The organism is Streptomyces sp. NBC_00328 (assembly GCF_036139655.1).
Classification (GTDB): domain Bacteria; phylum Actinomycetota; class Actinomycetes; order Streptomycetales; family Streptomycetaceae; genus Streptomyces.
Genome location: NZ_CP108013.1, coordinates 6,856,260 through 6,873,994, shown reverse-complemented (window position 1 = coordinate 6,873,994; position 17,735 = coordinate 6,856,260). Strand labels below are relative to the sequence as shown.

Annotated in this window: 16 protein-coding genes and 1 pseudogene; 1 reads left to right on the top strand and 16 read right to left on the bottom strand. The window is 70.7% G+C overall.

What is annotated here, in order from left to right; all coding sequences use genetic code 11:
- Nucleotides 1-95 precede the first annotated feature (95 nt).
- From OG485_RS30295 to proS, 13 genes and pseudogenes are all read right to left on the bottom strand, one after another.
- On the bottom strand, nt 96-404 hold the full coding sequence (locus tag OG485_RS30295; RefSeq protein ID WP_003965949.1) for a DUF2469 domain-containing protein: 309 nt from the start codon (nt 402-404) through the stop codon (nt 96-98).
- A gap of 55 nt (nt 405-459) precedes the next feature.
- Nucleotides 460-984, bottom strand: coding sequence for an NUDIX hydrolase (locus OG485_RS30290; RefSeq protein ID WP_328671742.1), 525 nt, complete (start codon nt 982-984; stop codon nt 460-462).
- A complete protein-coding gene (gene lepB, locus OG485_RS30285) occupies nt 974-1,747 on the bottom strand; it encodes a signal peptidase I (protein WP_328671740.1) in 774 nt (257 codons plus the stop codon). The genes OG485_RS30290 and lepB (OG485_RS30285) overlap by 11 nt, the downstream gene beginning before the upstream one ends.
- A gap of 148 nt (nt 1,748-1,895) precedes the next feature.
- Nucleotides 1,896-2,837, bottom strand: a complete 942-nt coding sequence (gene lepB, locus OG485_RS30280; RefSeq protein ID WP_328671739.1) for a signal peptidase I — start codon at nt 2,835-2,837, stop codon at nt 1,896-1,898.
- Nucleotides 2,725-3,813, bottom strand: a pseudogene (lepB, locus tag OG485_RS30275) (signal peptidase I); the annotation flags it as partial. The pseudogene lepB (OG485_RS30275) and the gene lepB (OG485_RS30280), both read right to left, overlap by 113 nt.
- The gene (gene lepB, locus OG485_RS30270; RefSeq protein WP_328671736.1) at nt 3,806-4,522 is read right to left on the bottom strand and encodes a signal peptidase I; all 717 of its coding nucleotides are present in this window, start codon (nt 4,520-4,522) and stop codon (nt 3,806-3,808) included. The pseudogene lepB (OG485_RS30275) and the gene lepB (OG485_RS30270), both read right to left, overlap by 8 nt.
- An 80-nt stretch (nt 4,523-4,602) precedes the next feature.
- Nucleotides 4,603-4,953, bottom strand: coding sequence for a 50S ribosomal protein L19 (rplS, locus tag OG485_RS30265; RefSeq protein WP_328671734.1), 351 nt, complete (start codon nt 4,951-4,953; stop codon nt 4,603-4,605).
- 131 nt (nt 4,954-5,084) lie between these two features.
- Nucleotides 5,085-5,906 carry a tRNA (guanosine(37)-N1)-methyltransferase TrmD gene (gene trmD / locus OG485_RS30260; protein WP_328671733.1) on the bottom strand — a complete coding sequence of 274 codons (822 nt, stop codon included), beginning with the start codon at nt 5,904-5,906 and terminating at the stop codon, nt 5,085-5,087.
- Nucleotides 5,906-6,493 (bottom strand): ribosome maturation factor RimM, encoded by a 588-nt coding sequence (gene rimM / locus OG485_RS30255; RefSeq protein WP_328671731.1) that lies wholly within the window; start codon nt 6,491-6,493, stop codon nt 5,906-5,908. Before rimM ends, trmD begins: the two co-directional genes overlap by 1 nt.
- Nucleotides 6,494-6,612: 119 nt before the next feature.
- Nucleotides 6,613-6,852 carry an RNA-binding protein gene (locus OG485_RS30250; protein WP_005479813.1) on the bottom strand — a complete coding sequence of 80 codons (240 nt, stop codon included), beginning with the start codon at nt 6,850-6,852 and terminating at the stop codon, nt 6,613-6,615.
- A gap of 2 nt (nt 6,853-6,854) precedes the next feature.
- Entirely contained in the window at nt 6,855-7,274 is a 420-nt protein-coding gene (rpsP, locus tag OG485_RS30245; protein WP_326785285.1) for a 30S ribosomal protein S16, read from the bottom strand.
- Nucleotides 7,275-7,723: 449 nt separating this feature from the next.
- On the bottom strand, nt 7,724-8,320 hold the full coding sequence (locus tag OG485_RS30240) for a hypothetical protein (RefSeq protein ID WP_037625093.1): 597 nt from the start codon (nt 8,318-8,320) through the stop codon (nt 7,724-7,726).
- Nucleotides 8,321-8,571: 251 nt separating this feature from the next.
- Complete coding sequence (proS, locus tag OG485_RS30235; RefSeq protein WP_328671705.1) at nt 8,572-9,987, bottom strand: proline--tRNA ligase; 1,416 nt, start codon at nt 9,985-9,987, stop codon at nt 8,572-8,574.
- A gap of 199 nt (nt 9,988-10,186) precedes the next feature.
- On the opposite strand from proS, the gene OG485_RS30230 reads away from it, so the two are divergent.
- A complete protein-coding gene (locus OG485_RS30230) occupies nt 10,187-11,044 on the top strand; it encodes an SAM-dependent methyltransferase (protein ID WP_328671704.1) in 858 nt (285 codons plus the stop codon).
- A gap of 26 nt (nt 11,045-11,070) precedes the next feature.
- Here the strand turns inward: OG485_RS30230 and ftsH are convergent, their stop codons facing one another.
- From ftsH to OG485_RS30215, 3 genes are all read right to left on the bottom strand, one after another.
- Nucleotides 11,071-13,005, bottom strand: a complete 1,935-nt coding sequence (gene ftsH, locus OG485_RS30225) for an ATP-dependent zinc metalloprotease FtsH (RefSeq protein ID WP_328671703.1) — start codon at nt 13,003-13,005, stop codon at nt 11,071-11,073.
- Between the two features lie 135 nt (nt 13,006-13,140).
- A complete protein-coding gene (gene ffh, locus OG485_RS30220; protein ID WP_326785290.1) occupies nt 13,141-14,691 on the bottom strand; it encodes a signal recognition particle protein in 1,551 nt (516 codons plus the stop codon).
- 565 nt (nt 14,692-15,256) lie between these two features.
- Complete coding sequence (locus OG485_RS30215; protein WP_328671702.1) at nt 15,257-17,716, bottom strand: [protein-PII] uridylyltransferase; 2,460 nt, start codon at nt 17,714-17,716, stop codon at nt 15,257-15,259.
- Nucleotides 17,717-17,735: the final 19 nt, after the last annotated feature.

The following is a 17,735-nucleotide window of genomic DNA, read 5'->3' as shown; positions in this document are numbered from 1 at the left end:
GTGATCGCCGCTCACCCTTGGCGGGCGGACCTGGGTCCGGCCGGCCCGACCTCGGCCGCCGGACCTCAGCCACCCGCATCTCCGTCACCCGGATCTCAGCCGCCCGGCAGCTCCAGATCGCTCTTGTTCAGCTCCTCGATGTTCACGTCCTTGAAAGTAAGGACGCGCACCTGTTTCACGAAGCGGGCGGGCCGATACATGTCCCACACCCAGGCATCCGCCATGGACACCTCGAAAAACACCTCACCCTGGACCGAGTGCACCTGCATCTCGTAGTCGTTGGTGAGATAGAAGCGCCGCTCGGTCTCGATCACATATTTGAACAGACCGACGACATCGCGGTACTCCCGATAGAGCTTCAGCTCCATCTCGGTCTCGTACTTCTCGAGGTCCTCGGCGCTCATGGCATGTTCCCCTTCAGCCGTGCGTTCCCCTATTGTGCGCCAGCCCCGGGAGCCCCTAGACGATTTCCGTGTCGAGGACCTCGGGCGTGGCCGGGGGCCCCTCGTCGAGCACCCTGCGCAGCAGCTCGGCGAGCTTGGTCGGATACACCGTCTCATGTGCCTCGGCCAGTTCCCGGCACGTCCACCAACGCGATCCGGCGACGCTGCGCCGCTCCAGCTCCGTCAGACCCGTGGCCGCCGTGGCGGTCTGGGTCGTACGGGCCAGGAAGTACCACTCGTCCTGGTCCCAGCGCCTGCCCGCGAACGGGAACGAGCAGGTCCGCCGCCACAGTACGGGGCCCAGTTCGACCTCGGTGATCCCGGTCTCCTCCACGAGTTCCCGCAGGGCGGCCTGCTCCCGGGTCTCGTCGCCCTCCACGCCGCCGCCGGGCGTGAACCACCAGTCGTCGGAGGGATCGTCCGGCTCGTGGCCGTGCAGCAGCAGGACGCGGTCCCGCGGGTCGAGCAGCACGACCCGGGCGACCTTGCGCAGCCCGTCCCGGCCGGGGCCCTCGTCCGTGCCCGCCGCCTCAGCGGGCACCGGCGGACTCCGTGCGCGCGCGGGAACGGCCGGCCAGCTTGGCGACCGGCCCGTACGCCGCGCCGCCCAGTACGAGGACGGCGCCCGCGATCACCAGGGCGATCATCGTGGGGAGCGGTCCGGGCCGGGACAGCGCACCGAGTTCCTTGAAGCCGTCGGGGCGGGCGAGCATGCCGTTCATGGGCCAGGCGACGGCTTCGACCCGGGCCTTCACGGCGCCGCGCGCCACGGTGCCGCTGGCCGCGTCCGTGAGGTGCGCGGTGGAGTCCAGGGAGCCGCGCCGCTCGTCGCCCAGCAGGAACAGCCGTCCCTCGGGGACCTTCACGGTCGGGAAGCCCGTGAGCTCGGCGAGGCTTCCCTCGGGCAGATACGGTTCGTCGATCTTCTTGCCGTTGACGGTCAGCTTGCCGTCGGTGCAGCAGCCGACGGTGTCGCCGCCGACGGCGACCACGCGCTTGACCACGGACGAGCCCGTGACCCAGGTCTTGTCCTCGAAGACGACGACGTCACCGCGGCGGACCTCGCTGCCGTCGACGCGCTGCGCCAGTACCCGGTCGCCGATCTTGATCGTCGGTGCCATCGAACTCGTGGGAACGGTGTACGGCCGGTAGACCAACGCCGCCCAGGCGAATCCGCCGAGGAACAGCACCAGACCGAGCGCGACAGCCAGCCCGGACAACCGCTGTCCGGTCCTGCTGCCCACCGGGGCCTTGCCGGTGCCGCCGCTGCGCGGGGCCGTACGTGTTGCGCTCTCGCCACCCATGGGCCCGCACCTTACCCGGGGGTACGGTCCGGGGTCAGCCCCCGCTGGATCACGATCGCCGGAGCGGACCGGATCCGTGCGGGAAACGAGCGGGGCCGGCCTCTGCGGACAGGTCCGCAGAGGCCGGCCCCGAAGGCCGTGCGGCGGTTCAGTCGTCCTTGGACGCCTTGCGCCTGCGTCGCACCAGCACGAGCGGCACGGCGCCCAGCAGGGCCACCGACCCCGGCGAGGTGACCGCCGCGGCCGCCTGGGCGCTCAGACCGGGCTGGTCGAAGGTGTCCGGCACCGGGAGGGTGCCCCAGCGGTTGATGGGCCAGGCCTTGACGATGGCGCGGCCGACGACATCGTTCACCGGCACCATGCCGTGGTGCTTGTCCGCCTGGTTGTAGCGCGAGTCCCGCGAGTTCTGGCGGTGGTCGCCCATCACCCAGATCATGCCCTTGGGGACCTTGACCTTGAACTGACCGCCGTCCTCGTCCTGGCTGCACGGGGTGTTCCCCGCGTACACGTACGACGACTCGTTCAGTGCCTTGCCGTTGACCTTCAGCGGGCCGGTGTTCTTGCACTCGATCGTGTCACCGGCGACGCCGATGACCCGCTTGATCAGGTCCTTCTCCTCGGCGGACGGCATCAGGCCGATCCAGCTGAGGACCGTCTGCAGGGCGTTCGGGTCGGCCGTGGGCTCGCCCGCCAGCCAGTTGTCCGGGTCGTGGAAGACGACGACCTCGCCGCGCTCCGGCTCGGAGCCGAACCACGGGGTCAGCTTGTCGACCAGGACGCGGTCACCCTGCTGGAGGGTGTTCTGCATCGAGTCCGACGGGATCGAGAACGCCTGCACCAGGAACGTCTTGATGATCAGCGCAAGGACCAGAGCGATGCCGATCAGGATCGGCAGCTCCTTCCAGAAGGAGCGCTGTTTGGTGGACTTGGGGTCCCGTTCGGGACGCCCGGCCGGGGCCTCACCGTCCTCGGAGCCGCTCCCGGAACCCGAACCGGGTTCTACGGCCGGTGCAGCCGCATCCTCGGGCCGCTCCGGCTGCCCTTCGGGACCTTCGTGCCCAGAACGCGCGCCGACCGCCACATCCCCCACATCCACTCCTCACTCCGTGCCGCCGCCCGCGCCGTATTCGGCGCAGGCCCACCACTCCCATAACGAGCGGGAGTTCCGCAGGGCTCGGGAGCGGGATCAATCCATCTGGATCCGCAGAGGCCACCCTATGCGACAGAGCTGGAGCGGAAGCCGACCCTCCAGGCGCGTCGGCCACCGTCGAGAACGTGTTCGGCTCCTGCAGACGGGTCCAGTGACCGATGGGCCAGCCGATGACCATCGCCCGGCCCACGACCGAGTCCTCGGAGACGGTGCCGGAGAACTTGTCGGTGCGGTGGTAACGGGAGTCCGCCGAGTTGCCGCGGTGGTCGCCCAGCACGAACAGACGGCCCGCGGGCACCTTCACCTCGAAGGAGAAGTCCGACGGTTTGTCTCCGGCGTAGATGTACGGCTCGGTCAGCGGAGTGCCGTTCACGGTCACCCGGCCCTGTACGTCGCAGCACTTGACGGTGTCCCCACCAAGCCCGACGACCCGCTTGATCAGGTCCTTCTCGTTGTCGGAGGGCAGCAGACCGATGAAGGTCAGGCCCTCCTTGAACTGCTTGACGACCACGGGGTCGCTCTTCTTCTGGGTGTCCTCGGCGGTGAGCCAGCCTCCGGGGTCCTTGAAGACGACGACGTCACCGCGCTTGGGCTGGGAGCCGAACCACGGGGTGAACTTGTCCACCAGGACGCGGTCGCCGATCTGGATCGTGTTCTCCATGGAGCCCGACGGGATCACGAAGGCCTGGACGAGGAACGTCTTGAGGACCAGGGCTATCAGGACGGCGACGCCGACGAGGAGGGGTATCTCCTTGACCGCCGAGCGGCGCCTGCGCCGCTTGATCTTGCGCGCGAGTTTGCGGCGCTCGACCCGGCTGGGCCGGGCGGCGCCTCCGGCGGCGCGCCGGGATCCGGTGGGGAGCAGGTTGTCGGCGGCGCTGGCGGAGACCCCGCGCGCCCGTCCACGGTTACCCATGCGCACCCCCGGCGGCCGGCACACCCGCGTAGGCGTCGGGACGCGTCAGACGGGTTCCGTGGCCCACGGGCCAGGCGATCCAGTCGGCCCTGCCGATGACATCGCCGACGGGGACCATGCCGCCGCCGGGTGAGCCCAGATGGTCACGGGAGTCGCGGGAGCGGCTGCGGTGATCGCCCAGGACGAACAGGGACCGCGCGGGCACGACGATGTCGAAGGGCACCTCGGACGGGCTGTCGCCCCGATAGAGAAATGTCGACTCGTCGACCGCTCGGCCGTTCACTTCGAGTCTCCCCTCCTTGTCGCAGCAGACCACGTGGTCTCCCCCTACTCCGACGACGCGTTTGACGTAGTCCGCGTTCCCGAAATAACCGGTGCCGTCGAAGACGACGACATCGCCCCGCTGCGGCTCGGAACCGAAACGGTACGCCAACTTGTTTACGAGAACGCGGTCCCCGATCCTCAATCCGGACTCCATGGAGCCGCTGGGAATTTCGAAGGGCTGCATCACGAAGCGGCTGACGAGCAGCAGGAATACCAGACAGACCAGCACGGTCAGGGTGATCCGGCCTCCGGGAAGCCACTCGGCGATCTTGTCGGAGAACGCAGAAAGCGACCGCTCCTCCGGCCCCGCTGTGTCCGAGATCTCCTCGGAAGCGGAAGGGCGGGAGGAGCGGTCGCGCTCCACGGGCTGTGCTTCGGTGTCCATCGGGGCCAGATGCTATCCGGCCTCCCTGAGACACCGTCCTACCGGCTCGGTCGCCGACGGATCACCGCGGCGGCACCGGCTCAGCGGTCGCGCTTCTCCTTGATCTTCGCGGCCTTGCCGCGCAGGTCACGGAGGTAGTACAGCTTGGCGCGACGCACGTCACCGCGGGTGACGACCTCGATCTTCTCGACGATCGGGGTGTGCACCGGGAAGGTGCGCTCGACGCCGACGGAGAACGAGACCTTGCGGACCGAGAAGGTCTCACGGACACCGGAGCCCTGGCGGCGGATGACTACGCCCTTGAACTGCTGCACACGGGAGCGGTTGCCCTCGATGACGCGGACGTGGACGTTGACGGTGTCACCCGGGCGGAAGGCCGGGATGTCGGTGCGCAGCGAGGCGCCGTCGACGGAGTCGAGCAGGTGAGACATTTTGTCTGCTTTCTTCGCTGATGCCACAGGCCATCAACGGGAGAGAGGTTCGAAGATGATGCTGTCTCGTCGGGACGGGCGTCGTGTCCCCCTGTGGCAGGGGCGCACGCCGGACGACGTAGAGCAGCGGCTTATTCTTCCACGGCGTCCGGCCTGCGCCAAAATCGGCCGTCGGGAGCAGGTCGCCAGCCCATGATCGAGAGCATCTCGCGGTCCTTCTTGTCGAAGGCGGAGGCTTCGCAGCGCTCGATGAGGTCGGGCCGGTTCGCCGCCGTACGGCGCAGGGCCTCGTCGCGGCGCCAGCGGGCGATCTTCCCATGGTGACCGCTGACCAGCACGTCGGGGATCTCACGGCCGCGCCACCGCGGGGGCTTGGTGTACACCGGGCCCTCCAGGAGGTTGGCCATGGCGCCGGGGGCGAAGGAGTCGTCCCGGTGGGACTCGGCGTTGCCGAGGACGCCGGGCAGCAGCCGGGCCACGGCCTCGGTGACGACGAGGACGGCCGCCTCGCCGCCGGCGAGCACGTAGTCGCCGATGGACACCTCGTAGACGGGCATCCTCGTCGCGTACTCGTCGATGACACGGCGGTCGATGCCCTCGTAGCGCGCGGGCGCGAAGACCAGCCAGGGGCGTTCGGAGAGCTCCACGGCGAGTTCCTGGGTGAACGGGCGCCCGCTGGGGGTGGGGACCACGAGGGCGGGCCCGTGGGAGCCCGTCTCGTACCCGTCCGCCAGAGCGGAATCCAGGGCGTCGCCCCAGGGCTCGGTCTTCATGACCATGCCGGGGCCGCCGCCGTAGGGCGTGTCGTCGACCGTGTTGTGCCGGTCGTACGTCCAGTCCCGGAGGTCGTGCACGTGCACGTTCAGCTGGCCACGCGCGCGGGCCTTGCCGACGAGCGAGACGTTCAGGGGCTCCAGGTACTCGGGGAAGATCGTGACGACGTCGAGCCGCATCAGGCGCCGGCCTCCGTGGCGTCCTCGCCGGCCTCGTCGGAGCTGTCCTCCGCGTCCCGGGTGGACACGACCTCCGCGAGGTCGTCGATCAGCCCGGGCGGCGGGTCGATGACGGCCCGCTGCTCCTCCAGGTCGATCTCGACGACGATCTCCTCGACGAACGGGATCAGCACCTCGGTGCCGTCCTCCCGCTCGACCACGAACAGGTCCTGCGAGGGCAGGTGCGAGATCTCGGTGATCCGGCCGACCGCGGAGCCGTCCGTGGTGAACACGTCCAGGTCCATCAGCTGGTGGTCGTAGTACTCCTCCGGGTCCTCCGGCATCTCGTCCGGGTCGACCTCGGCGATCAGCAGGGTGTTCCGAAGGACCTCAGCGCCGTTCCGGTCGCGTACGCCGGCGAAGCGCAGCAGAAGACGGCCGCTGTGGACGCGGCCCGTCTCGATGGTCAGCGGTCCGGCGGAGGCCGGATCGGTGAGCAGGACGGCACCGGGTCCGAGCCGCAGCTCCGGCTCGTCGGTGCGGACCTCCACGGTGACCTCGCCCTTGATGCCGTGGGCGCGGCCGACGCGAGCGACTACCAGCTGCACTGTGCTTGATCTCCTGTCGTGTACCGACGGCAATGCTTCGGAATACGGGTGCGCAGACGACTACGGGCCGGGGACGGCTGGTAAGCCCTCCCCGGCCCGAGCCGGTGCTGCCTGTTACGTCAGCGGACGTGGTCCACGTCGACGAGGTCGACGCGGACACCGCGGCCGCCGATAGCACCCACGACGGTGCGCAGAGCGCGCGCGGTGCGGCCGTTGCGGCCGATCACCTTGCCGAGGTCATCGGGATGGACCCGAACCTCGAGAACGCGCCCGCGGCGCAGGTCGCGCGAGGCGACCTGCACGTCGTCGGGGTTGTCGACGATGCCCTTCACGAGGTGCTCGAGAGCCTCCTCGAGCATGCTCAGGCCTCGGTCGACTCGGACTCGGCCGGGGCCTCGTCCTTCTTCTCAGCCTTCTTCTTCTGGGTGATGGCCTCACCCTTGCCCGTGTCCTCGCCACCGAGGGCGTCGAACAGCGGGCGCGCGGCCTTCGGCTCGGCGACGAGCAGCGGAGCCGGGGCCGGCAGGCCCTTGAACTTCTGCCAGTCACCGGTCAGCTTCAGGATGGCGAGCACGGGCTCGGTCGGCTGCGCGCCGACACCCAGCCAGTACTGCGCACGGTCCGAGTCGACCTCGATGCGCGAAGGGTTCTGCACCGGGTGGTACAGACCGATCTCCTCGATGGCCCGGCCATCACGGCGGGTACGGGAGTCGGCGACGACGATGCGGTAGTGAGGCGAACGGATCTTGCCCAGACGCTTCAGCTTGATCTTGACTGCCACGGAAGTGGTGTCTCCTGGTCTTGACGGGGTTGGGCACGCAGAGATGGCCGCGTGGGGTTGCGGTACCCGAGTGCCCGATGGACGCGTCAGCCGGAGGAGAGAGGGGTCCTATGCGGCTGTCGAGTACAGCTGACCATTCTGCCACATCCTGCGGTCCGCCCGGACCGAGGGTGTGCGAGCCCAGGCCTGGGCGAGGCCGCGCCTCGGCGAGGCGCGGCTGAGCGGGCCCTGCCTGAGCAGGGCCATGTCAGCGGGCACCCGGTGTTCCGGGTGCCCGTCGGGCAGGGGCGGCGGTGGACCGGCCGCCGGGGACGTCGGAGAGGGGCCGCCCGCGCGCACTCGTGCCTCCTGAATTCCCCCACGTGCTCCAGGGCAGTGGGGGAGGCACGACTGCTCACGGGCCGCGCGGACTCGTCCGGCACCCACGAGACGCCGGTGGAGCGCGCACCTCAGCCCGCGGCTGCTCCGACCACCTCCGGAATCCGGAAGGGTTTACCGCACCCTCCGCACACGATCGGCGCCTGCGCGAGGACCGAGGGGACCACGCGCACGTTGCGCCCGCAGTCGCAGACGGCCTTGACGCGGACACCTCCTCCGGAGGAGCCGTGGCGGGCGGCCGGACCGCGGAACGAGCGGGCGGTGTCCGCGGACGTGGCGGCCGTGTGGGCCTTCAGCGCGCGCTGGAGCCGCTCGATGGTCGGGCGGTAGCGACGCTTCGCCTCGGGGTTGAGCGTGACCAAGGAGAAGCCACTGCTGGGATGCGGCTCCTCGGGATGATCGAGGCCCAGCTCCTCGGCGATCGCGAGGAATCTGCGGTTGTGATAGCGGCCGGCGCGCGAGGTGTCGCGGACTCCACGCGCGGCGGCGATGCCGTGGACTGCTTCGTGAAGCAGTCGCTCGAAGGAGAGTTCGTGTCCGCAGGCGGACGACGACTCCCCGATCAGGGACTCTGGCGCGGCAAGATCGGGCAGTTCGGGGTGGTGCCGCTGAATGTCGGCCCACGCCCCTGCCAGCTCTGCGGCGAGAACAGGTGGTGTCGTGCTCACGTAATGACAACGAGCGGGAGTGCCTCCGTGTTCCTATTACGGGGCATCCCAAATAATTTGCACGTACCCGTCAGTTGCCACTGATGTGTCCTGACGAGGGCGGGTGCGCTGATCTGCGGAGAAGCCTCACAGCTCATATCAAGCCGGTACGTAGTAACACGTACGCCCCGGCGCGTAGACGGGATCCGCACGCCGGGGCACCTGGGGCCGGCGGATGCGCAAGTGGTGTTTCGGCCGCCCTGCGGGCCGGCTCAGTAGGCGCGGGCGACGACGGCGACGTTACCGGGTGCGTCGTCGGTGCCGGGCACCGACCCGTCCTCGGCGACCAGACACCGTACGGTCACCGCGTGCTCGGCGAGCCTGGCCTCGCCCTCTTCGCCGAGGTCGGCCCAGGGAATGCGCGCCCAGCCGCCGGCCACGGCGGCCTCCACGGCCGCGTCGATCGTCGACACGTCGGAGGTACGGGACTCGCGGCGCTCGCGGGACTGCCTCAGGAGCAGCGCCTGGTCCTCCTCGAGGACGGCGGGGAGCAGGGCCGCCAGCGCGTCGAGGGCCACCGGCTCCTTGCCTCCGGGGATACGGCGGGCGAGCATCGCCGTACCGTTCTCCAGGTCACGGGGGCCGACCTCGACGCGTACGGGGACCCCCTTGAGCTCCCAGTCGACGGCGCGGCGCCCGAAGGGGGTGTCCGTGCGGTCGTCGACCTGCACCCGTACACCCGCCGCCTTCAGCCTGTCGCCGGTCTCGCGGACCTTGGCCAGAACCGCTTCGTCCCCCTTGATCGCGAGGACGACGACCTGTACCGGGGCGAGCCGGGGCGGCACCCGCAACCCACTGTCATCACCGTGCGACATGATCAGGCCACCCACCATGCGGGTCGAGGACCCCCAGGAGGTCTGCCAGACGAGCTCCTGCTTGCCCTCCTTGGACAGGTACCGGGTGTTGAACGCCTTCGCGAAGTTCTGCCCCAGCTCGTGACTGGTGCCCATCTGGAGCGCCTTGCCGTCGCCCATCATCGCTTCGAGCGTGAGGGTGTTGATGGCGCCCGCGAACCGCTCGCCCGCCGTCTTCCGGCCGAGGACGACATCGATGCCGAGGACGTTCACCATGAAGTCGGCGTACACCTCCTTGTGGATGTGCGCGGCGTAGTCCCGGGCGTCCTCGTAGGTGGCGTGCGCGGTGTGGCCCTCCTGCCAGAGAAATTCGGTCGTTCGCAGGAAGACCCGCGGGCGCATCTCCCAACGGACCACGTTGGCCCACTGGTTGATCAGCAGCGGCAGATCGCGGTAGCTCTGCACCCACTTGGAGAAGTACTCGTTGACGATCGTCTCGGAGGTGGGGCGGACGACGACCGGCTCTTCCAGCTCCTTGCCGCCGCCGTGCGTGACGACCGCGAGCTCGGGCGCGAAGCCCTCGACGTGCTCCGCCTCCCGGGTCAGGTACGACTGCGGGATGAACAGCGGGAAGTACGCGTTCTGGGCCCCCGCCTCCTTGATGCGGGCGTCCATCTCCTGCTGCATCCGCTCCCACAGCCCGTACCCGTAGGGCCGGATGACCATGGTTCCGCGCACCGGTCCGTTGTCGGCGAGCTCGGCCTTGTTGATCAAGTCCTGGTACCAGCGCGGGAAGTCGTCCGCCCGGGGCGTGAGAACGGGTGCCTTTGCCATGGGGGCGATGCTACGGGCCCACGTTGCCGGTATGTGAATTCTTGCGCCTTTCGCGGCCTGGGCACAAACGGGCCCCCGCGCCCCCTGGACGGCACGTCGAGGGCGGAGTTACCTGACATACGGGGGGGTGCGGGCCTCGTGCGCGGGGGCGGAGGAAAGGGGGCCCGGCGGCAACTCTCGGCGGATTGGGGCACTTTCGATGACACCTACGCTCGTGCGGCAGCACCTTCCTCATGCGGGCCCCTCGTCCCGCGCGGACCGGGGTGCACGCGCGCGTGACTGGGCCGAGATCCAGGAGCGGATGCTGGTGCCGCTCTACGAGGCCGTCTACGAGCGGCTCGAAGTGGGCGGCGGGACACGGCTGCTCGGGCTCGGCTGCGGGTCGGGGCTCGCCCTGCTGATGGCGGCCTCCCGTGGCGCCGCGGTCACGGGTGTCGACTCCTCGTCGCCCGAACGGCTGGCCCTCGCACGGGAACGTCTGCTGCCGCGGGACGGGGACACCGGCCCGCGCGCCGGGATCCGGATCGTGTCCGGGTCCCCCCGGGACACGGTGGCGCAGGGAGCGCCGGCGTACGACCTGGTGACCGCGTTCGAACCGATCGGATGCGTGGCCGGCGACTCCGAAGGGCTCGGTTCGCTGCTCGCGGAGGCGGCACCGCTCGCCGGCCGGGGCACGCCCGTGGTGCTGGTCGGGTGGGGGCCGCCGGAGCGGTGCAGCACCTCGGCAGTGCTGAGGGTGGCCACCAAGCTGGCCGATCCCCTGCGCGGCGCGGCGAGCTGGCGTGCCGCTCGCCGGGACGACCTGGAGGACGTCGCCCAGCGGGCCGGGCTGCGGCCGGACGGCTCGGGGCGGGTGTCCTGCCCGTTCGGTTACGCCGATGTGGACAGCGCCGTACGCGGGCTGCTCTCGACGGGGCTCTTCGACGCCGCGGTCGCCGCCACCGACCAGGCGCAGGTCGACAAGGAGGTGGCCGAGGCGCTGCATCCTCATCGGCGGCGGGACGGGACGGTCTGGATGCCGAACGTGTTCCGGTATCTGATCGCCCGTACGGCCTGAGGCCGGTCCGGTCCGGGGCGTGGTGTTCAGACCTCCTTGGCCGTCCGGGGCACTCCGGCGATCCGGTACGCCTCGGCCTCCTCCAGCGTCTCGTTCGCGAGGAGCGCCTCGGCCAGGGCGTCGAGCTGTCCGCGGTGCTCGCGGAGCTTCTGGCATGCCTCCTCGTAGCACTCGTCGACGATGCGGCGCATCTCGTGGTCGATCGAGTCGAGGGTGCCCGGGGCCGCCGCGAGGCCGTAGGCCTGCTGGGAGTCGCCCGGCAGCGCGGACAGCCGGCCGACGCGTTCGCTCATGCCCCAGCGGGCCACCATGCCGCGGGCGAGGTTGGTGACCTGTTCCAGGTCGTTCTCCGAGCCCGTGGTGATGACGTCGTAGACGACGTGCTCGGCGGCCATGCCGCCGAGGGCGCCGATGATCCGGCCGCGCAGATATTCCTCGGTGTACGCGTACCGGTCCGCGTCCGGCGTGGAGAGGGTGACACCGAGCGCGCGGCCGCGCGGAACGATGGTGATCTTGCGGACGGGGTCGGCGCCGGGCCGCAGCATCCCGAGGAGGGCGTGGCCGCTCTCGTGGAACGCGGTGCGGCGGCGTTCCTCGTAGGGCATGACCAGGGAGCGTTCGGCGCCGAGCTGGACCTTTTCGAGCGCTTCGGAGAGGTCGCCCTGGGTCACCTCGGACTGCTTGCGCTTGACGGCGAGGAGGGCCGCCTCGTTGGCGAGGTTGGCGAGGTCGGCGCCGGTCATGCCCGGGGTCGTCCGGGCCACCTGGGTCAGGTCCACGCCGGGGGCGAGCGGGATGTCGCGGGTGTGGATCTCCAGGATCGCCTCGCGGCCGCCGCGGTCGGGGGGCGAGACGTTGACGACCCGGTCGAAGCGGCCGGGGCGGGTGAGCGCCGGGTCCAGGATGTCCGCGCGGTTGGTGGCGGCGATGACGATGACGCCCTCCGAGCCGGAGAAGCCGTCCATCTCGGTGAGGATCTGGTTCAGCGTCTGCTCGCGCTCGTCGTGGCCGCCCATGGCGGAGCCGCCCGACCGTGACCGTCCGATGGTGTCGATCTCGTCGATGAAGATGATGGACGGGGCCACCTTGCGGGCCTCGGCGAACAGTTCGCGGACGCGCGAGGCGCCGACGCCCACGATCATCTCGATGAACTCGGAGGCGGAGGCGGAGAAGAACGGCACTCCCGCCTCGCCCGCGACGGCCCGCGCGAGCAGGGTCTTTCCCGTACCGGGCGGGCCCGCCAGCAGCACGCCGCGCGGCATCTTCGCGCCCATCCTGCGGTACGCGTCGGGGTTCTTGAGGAAGTCCACGACGTCGTCGACTTCGCCGGCCACCTCGTCGATGCCGGCCACGTCCGCGAACGTGGTGCGCTTGCCGCCGGGCACGAGTTCGACCGGCTTCGGGGGCGCCTTGCGGCCGAGCATGCCGCCCGCGCCGCCCATGCCGGAGCCCATCCGCCGGGCGATGAAGATCCACAGGACGATGAGCAGGGCCATCGGGGCGAGCGAGATCAGCAGATTGAAGAGGACGCTGCGCTCCTGGACGACCGGCGAGGCGGTCACCGTGACGTCGTGCTTCTCCAGGTTCTGCCAGAGTTTGTCGTCCGCGAAGACCGGGCGCTGGGTCTTGAACTTGGTGTATTTCCCGTCGCCGTCGGGCTTCTCCTGCGAGTCCTTGAGCTGTCCCTGGATCGCGTCGCCCTTGGCGTAGATCTTGGTGACGTTGCCGTCGTCGACCTGCCGGCTGAACTCCGTGTACGAGATCGTCGGCTCGTTGCCCTTGTTGTAGAAGGACAGCACCAGGTTGGCGATCAGGAACACGATGAGCGCGGCCAGGGCCAGGCTCCACCAGCCGCCGGGCAGCTTCCGCCGGCCGCCCGGCGGCGGTGTCGGCTCGGGTGGCGTGCCCTCGGTACGCCACGGCTGGTCCGGTGCCTTGCGCGGCGGCACGGGATTGCTCATAAGTGGACGTTACGACAGATGGCGGACACCGGCACCTGCGGTCATGCCACTGGGGGCGCCCCTCACGGTGAGGGGCGCCCCCAGTGGGCGTCACATCGGCGCTCCCGCACGGGGCGGAAGGTCAGTGCACGAGCGTCAGCCCATGAACTTCTTGAACTCGTCCGGCAGCTCGAAGTCCTGGGCGCCCTGCTGCGGGAGGCCGAAGGCGTTGCCGCCCTGGGCGCCCGCCTCGCGGCGGGCCACCTCCTCTTCCTCCTGCTGCTTGCGCTTCATCGGGTTGCCGGAGCGCTGCTTGCCCTTGGCCTGCTTCGGCTTCTTCTTGGCGCGGCCGGGGCCGCCGCCCATGCCCGGCATCCCGGGCATGCCCGGCATCCCGCCGCCCTGGGCCATGCGGGACATCATCTTGCGGGCCTCGAAGAAGCGCTCGACCAGGCCCTTGACCGCGCTGACCTCGACGCCGGAACCCTTGGCGATACGGGCACGGCGCGAGCCGTTGATGATCGTCGGGTCCTGGCGCTCACCCGGGGTCATCGACTTGATGATCGCGCCGACGCGGTCGACGTCCCGCTCGTCCAGGTTGTTGATCTGGTCCTTGATCTGGCCCATGCCCGGGAGCATGCCGAGCAGCTTGCTGATGCTGCCCATCTTCCGGACCTGCTCCATCTGGGCCAGGAAGTCGTCCAGGGTGAAGTCCTGGCCCTTCTTGGACGCCAGCTTGGAGGCCATTTTCTCGGCCTCTTCCTGGCTGAACGTCTTCTCCGCCTGCTCGATCAGGGTGAGGAGGTCACCCATGTCGAGGATGCGGGAGGCCATCCGGTCAGGGTGGAAGGCGTCGAAGTCGTCGAGCTTCTCGCCGTTCGAGGCGAACATGATCGGCTTGCCGGTGATCTGCCGGATCGACAGGGCGGCACCACCGCGGGCGTCACCGTCGAGCTTGGAGAGCACCACGCCGTCGAAGCCGACGCCGTCGCGGAAGGACTCGGCGGTGTTGACCGCGTCCTGGCCGATCATCGAGTCGACGACGAAGAGGATCTCGTCGGGGCTGACGGCGTCGCGGATGTCCGCGGCCTGCTGCATCAGCTCCTGGTCGATGCCGAGGCGGCCGGCGGTGTCCACGATCACGATGTCGTGGACCTTGGCCTTCGCGAACTCGATGGAGTCCTTGGCGACCTTGACCGGGTCGCCGACGCCGTTGCCCGGCTCGGGGGCGTAGACGGCGACGCCCGCGCGCTCGGCGACGACGCTGAGCTGGTTCACCGCGTTCGGGCGCTGAAGGTCGGCGGCGACGAGGATCGGGGAGTGGCCCTGGTCCTTGAGCCACTTGCCGAGCTTTCCGGCGAGCGTGGTCTTGCCCGCGCCCTGGAGGCCCGCGAGCATGATCACGGTGGGCGGGTTCTTGGCGAACCGGAGGCGGCGGGTCTCACCGCCGAGGATCGTGACGAGCTCGTCGTTCACGATCTTCAGGACCTGCTGGGCGGGGTTCAGCGCCCTGGAGACCTCGCTGCCGAGGGCCCGCTCCTTGACGTTCTTGATGAAGGTGCGGACGACCGGGAGGGCGACATCGGCTTCGAGGAGCGCGATGCGGATCTCGCGGGCCGTGGCGTCGATGTCCGCCTCACTGAGGCGCCCCTTGCCGCGGAGGTTTTTGAACGTCGCGCTGAGGCGGTCGGAGAGGGTATCGAACACGGTGGCTTCGGTCCTCGGAGTCGGGGTCGGTTTCGGGCTGCCCTCCAGGGTATCTGTCCCCGCAAGCGATTCGTCCCCGCGCACCGCATTCGGCGACCGGGGACGAGGCCCGCGGCGGTGGGGGCGGCGGTCCGCGGCCCTGGCGGACCGGCTTTCGGAGACCGGACGGCTCCCCGGGTCGCGGAGATCACATGTCCGCTCGCCGCCCGGAACGAATGCGAGGGCGGAACGCACACGGGGTCATAGCGAGTCCGGGGGCGGAACGAGTGCGGCGACGGCGCAAGTACGCAGGCGGAGCAAGTACGCAGGCCGGCAGAGCGCGTGCGGGCGCGGGACGACCACGAGCCCCGGAACCGGTACGGGCCCGGAACGACCACAGCCCAGGACGACCACGGGCCCGGAACCCGTGCGGGCCCGGAACGACCGCAGCACGGAAACGACCGTAGGCCGGGACCACCACGAGCCCGGAACCGGTACGGGCGCTGAACGACCGCGGCCCCGGAACGACCGCGGGTGCGAAACCGGTGCGGCCCCCGGGACGACCGCCGGGCCGACAGGCGCGAGGTCAGCCCCGCAGCGCCTCCTCCACGGCCCGCGCCACCGAGGCGGCCTCCTCCCCCGGCAGGGGCTCCCCCTTCGTGCCTGTCACGTAGAAGGCGTCGACGGCGTTCGCGCCGAGCGTGGAGACGTGCATGCTCCGTACCCGTACCCGCGCCGTCTCCAGGGCCCGCCCGATGCGGTGCAGCAGGCCCGGGGCGTCGTGGGCGCGGACCTCGATGACCGTGGCCAGGCGGGACGCCGCGGGCGCGACGGTGACCCGCGGAGGGGGCGCGACCACACCCCGGCGGCGCGGGTACGCGGCGTCGCGCTCGGCGAGGCGGGCGGTGATGTCGAGGGAGCCGTCGAGGGCGCGTACGAGGTCGGCGCGCAGTCGGGCGGCCTGCGGCAGGGAGCCGTATTCGGCGGCGACGCGCCAGTTGAGCAGCAGCACCGAGCCGTCGACGCCGTCGGGCAGGTCCAGGGCGCGCAGTTCGGCGGTGCGGACGGTCAGCCGGTGCATGGCGAGGACGCCGGCCACCGAGGGGAGCACGCCCGGCTGGTCCGGGACCGCGATGAGCAGTTCCACACCGAGCGGTTCCGGGTCGTCCGGGACGGTGGCGGGCTCGGCGTCGGTGTCGACCGGTTCCGTCTGTGCGCGCAGGGCCAGGACGGGCCCGCCCGTGCGGCACGCCTCGATCGCGAGACGTTCCATCTCGGCGGTGGGCGCGGGGGCCTCGGGTTCCTCGGGAGCGTCCCCGGCGAGCACGGCCGAGACCCGTTTGACCAGGTCGGCGACGAGGGAGCCGCGCCAGGACGACCAGGCGGCGGGCCCGGTGGCCAGCGCGTCCGCCTCGGTGAGCGCGTGCAGCAGTTCCAGGGTGCCCTGTGATCCGACCGCCTCGGCGACGGAGCGGACGGTGACCGGGTCCTCCAGGTCGCGCCGGGTCGCGGTGTCGACGAGCAGCAGGTGATGGCGTACGAGGGTGGCGAGCACCGCGACGTCCACGCGGTCGAAGCCGATGCGGGCGGCCACGTCACGGGCGATGATCTCGCCGGCCACGGAGTGGTCGCCGGGCCAGCCCTTGCCGATGTCGTGGAGCAGGGCGGCGACGAGGAGGAGGTCGGGGCGGCCGACGCGGCGGGTCAGTTCGGAGGCGCGGACGGCCGTCTCGATGAGGTGGCGGTCGACGGTCCAGATGTGGACGGCGTTGCGCTGGGGCCGGCAGCGCACCCGCTCCCAGTCGGGCAGCAGCCGGGTGATCAGCCCTTCGGCTTCCAGCGCCTCCCAGACCTCGATGGTCGCGCGGCCCGAGCCGAGGAGGGTCACGAGCTGATCGCGTGCCTCGGCGGGCCAGGGCGTGGGGAGGGGACGTACGGCGGCGGCCATCCGCCGTACGGCGTGCAGGGAGATCGGGAGGTCCGCCTGCGCGGCGGCGGCAGCGGCGCGCAGCGGGAGCACGGGGTCGCGCTCGGGACGTGCGGTGCGGGCGAGCCCCACCTCGCCGTCCTGTTCGACGACTCCTTCGGCGAGCGGGGACCGTTCGGCGACGGGCTTGCCGCCGCCCAGCATGGCGCGCAGCCGCGGGCGTACGGCGCGCGAGCGCAGGACGCGTCCCACTTCGCGCCAGGTGACGTCGCTGGCGTACGACACGACGCGCGCCGCCTCGTACACCTGGCGCAGCAGGGTGTCGGCGTCCAGCAGGCCGAGTTCGGCGGCGACCTGGTCCTGTTCCTGGAGCGCGAGCCGGTCGGTGGCGCGGCCGGTGGCGAGGTGCAGGGCGTCGCGGACGTCCAGGAGCCGGCGACGGGCGTCCGCGAGTCCTTCGCGGGGGGCGTCCGCGAGCCAGGACGCGGCGACGGCGCGCAGCGCGATGGCGTCGCGCAGTCCGCCGCGTGCTTCCTTCAGGTCGGGTTCGAGGAGGTACTGGAGTTCGCCCTGGCGTTCGGCGCGCTCCTCGCACAGTTCCTGGAGCTGGGGCAGCCGCTTCGGCGCCTGGTTGCGCCAGTCGGCGAGGACGGCCGTGCGCAGTCCGGCGGTGAGGCCGAGGTCGCCCGCGATGTGACGGGCGTCGAGGAGGCCGAGCTGGGCCTTGAGGTCGTCGGTGGCGGTCTTGCGGGCCTCGACGGGTGTGCGGACCGAGTGGTCGAGATCGAGGCCCAGGTCCCATACGGGGTACCAGAGGCGGTCGGCGAGGGCGGCGACGGCGGCGGAGTCGGTGCCGTCGTGCAGGAGGAGCAGGTCGAGATCGCTGCGGGGGGAGAGTTCGCCGCGGCCGTAGCCGCCGACGGCGACGAGGGAGACCCCGCGCAGGCCCTGGGATCCGGCGGCGAACAGGCCGGTCAGCCAGTCGTCCGTCAGGTCGGCGAGGGCGGTACGGCGCGGCGGCCCGGACCGCGCCCCCTCTTGGAGGAGGCGCAGCCGGGCCGCCGCGTAGCCGCTGGGTCCCGAGTCCTCTTCTTCCACTCGCGTGTCCGTACTCGTCACCCAGCGACTCCTGTCTTTC

Coding starts and splice junctions, on each gene's coding strand:
- OG485_RS30295 (WP_003965949.1), bottom strand. CDS start 404: ATGAGCGCCGAGGACCTCGAGAAGTACGAGACCGAGATGGAGCTGAAG.
- lepB (WP_328671740.1), bottom strand. CDS start 1,747: ATGGGTGGCGAGAGCGCAACACGTACGGCCCCGCGCAGCGGCGGCACC.
- lepB (WP_328671736.1), bottom strand. CDS start 4,522: ATGGACACCGAAGCACAGCCCGTGGAGCGCGACCGCTCCTCCCGCCCT.
- rplS (WP_328671734.1), bottom strand. CDS start 4,953: ATGTCTCACCTGCTCGACTCCGTCGACGGCGCCTCGCTGCGCACCGAC.
- trmD (WP_328671733.1), bottom strand. CDS start 5,906: ATGCGGCTCGACGTCGTCACGATCTTCCCCGAGTACCTGGAGCCCCTG.
- OG485_RS30250 (WP_005479813.1), bottom strand. CDS start 6,852: ATGCTCGAGGAGGCTCTCGAGCACCTCGTGAAGGGCATCGTCGACAAC.
- proS (WP_328671705.1), bottom strand. CDS start 9,987: ATGGCAAAGGCACCCGTTCTCACGCCCCGGGCGGACGACTTCCCGCGC.
- OG485_RS30230 (WP_328671704.1), top strand. CDS start 10,187: ATGACACCTACGCTCGTGCGGCAGCACCTTCCTCATGCGGGCCCCTCG.
- ftsH (WP_328671703.1), bottom strand. CDS start 13,005: ATGAGCAATCCCGTGCCGCCGCGCAAGGCACCGGACCAGCCGTGGCGT.